Origin of the sequence: Delftia sp. ZNC0008, from assembly GCF_000799035.1 — a bacterium.
In the GTDB taxonomy this organism is placed as follows: Bacteria; Pseudomonadota; Gammaproteobacteria; order Burkholderiales; family Burkholderiaceae_C; genus Comamonas; species Comamonas tsuruhatensis.
On sequence record NZ_JTKZ01000332.1, the window covers coordinates 1 to 1664 of the forward strand.

Annotated in this window: 2 protein-coding genes; both read left to right on the forward strand. The window is 68.1% G+C overall.

The genetic code is table 11. The features are described from left to right. Nucleotides 1-626, forward strand: a 626-nt coding sequence (locus tag L995_RS11040) for a branched-chain amino acid ABC transporter permease (protein WP_047471642.1), incomplete at its 5' end; no start/stop codon positions are given. Between the two features lie 22 nt (nt 627-648). After that, nucleotides 649-1664: branched-chain amino acid ABC transporter permease (locus L995_RS11045; RefSeq protein WP_047471645.1), on the forward strand; the 1016-nt coding region annotated here is incomplete at its 3' end.

Consider the following 1664-nt stretch of genomic DNA (forward strand, 5'->3'; position numbering starts at 1 on the left):
TGATCCGGCCGCTGCTGGGCGAGCCGCCGATCTCGGTGTTCATGGTCACCGTGGGCCTGGCCTCGGTGCTGGTGGGCCTGGTGGAGCTGATCTGGACGGCCGACCAGCGCCGCCTGCCCGAGTTCATGCCCACGCAGCCCGTGATGATCGGCGAGGCCTTTCTCGCGCCCAAGGTGGCCTGGGGCGCAGCCGTGGCCGTGGTCTTCATCGCGGCCGTGCTGCTGGTGTTCCGCTACTGGCGCGGCGGCGTGGCCCTGCGTGCGACGGCCAGCGACCAGGCAGCGGCTTATTCGGTGGGCATCAATGTGCCGCGCGTGTTCTCGCTGGCGTGGGCGGTGTCGGCCATGATCGCCGCCGTGTCGGGAATCATCGTCGGCTCCATCGGCGGCATCTCGTCGAGCATGGGCGTGTTCGGCCTGTCGGTGCTGGTGGTCGTCATCGTGGGCGGGCTGGACAGCGTGCTGGGCGCCCTGGTCGGCGGCTTGTTCATCGGCCTGGTGGAGGCGCTGGCCGGCGCCTACCTGGGCGGCGAATACAAGCTGCTGGCCACCTTCATCGTGCTGGTCGTGGTGCTGATGCTCAGGCCCTACGGCCTGTTCGGCACGCACGAGATCGAGCGGCTCTAGACAGTTTCGCAAGGACGGCAGCATGCGCATAGGCACCCTCAAGGAAAGCTACATCGCCGACGCGGCGCTGTTCGACTCCCGCACGCAACGCATCTGGCTGGCCGTGGCCGGCGCGCTGCTGGTGCTGTTCCCCTTCATGGCCAGCGACTACTGGCTGTACCTGGCCTGCCTGGTCAGCATCAACGTGGCCAGCGCCACGGGGCTGAACATCCTCACGGGCTACACGGGCCTGGTGAGCCTGGGCCAGGCCGCCTTCATGGGCCTGGGCGCCTACACGGTGGCCATCGTGCAGGCGCGCTGGGGCACGCCCGTGCTGTTCAACCTGCTGGCGGGCGGCTTCGTGGCCATGCTGGGCGGCATCGTGGTGGGCCTGCCCTCGCTGCGCGTCAAGGGCCTGTACCTGGCGATTGCCACCATCGCGGCCTCGTTCATCGCGCACTTCCTGTTCGCCAACCTCAGGCTCACGGGCGGCACGGCCGGCCTGACGCTGCAGCCGGCCACGGTGTTCGGCGTGGCGCTGGATACGTCGTTCCGGCTGTACTGGGTGATCGTGCCGGTCACGCTGCTGATGCTGCTGGGCGCGGCCAACCTGTTTCGCACGCGCACAGGCCGCGCCTTCATCGCCATCCGCGACCGCGACATCTCGGCCGAGGTGCTGGGCATACCGCTGCTGCGCTACAAGCTGCTGTCGTTCGGGCTGTCCTCGTTCTACGCGGGCGTGGCGGGCGGGCTGTGGGCGTACTTCTTCCGCGTGGTCACGCCTGAGAGCTTTCCGCTCTTGATGTCCATCTTCTTTCTGGCGGCCATCATCGTCGGCGGCATGGGCTCCATCCTGGGCTCCATCCTGGGCGCAGTCTTCATGACCATGGTGCCGGAGCTGCTCAAGCTCATCGTGGACCTGCTGCCCGGCGGCTCCGAGCTCACCGTCTTCCTGTCGCCCGTGCGCACCATGGTGTTCGGGCTGCTGATCATCGTCTTTCTGGTCTTCGAGCCGCAGGGGCTCGCACAAATGTGGCGGCGCCTGCGCCGCTTACGCGG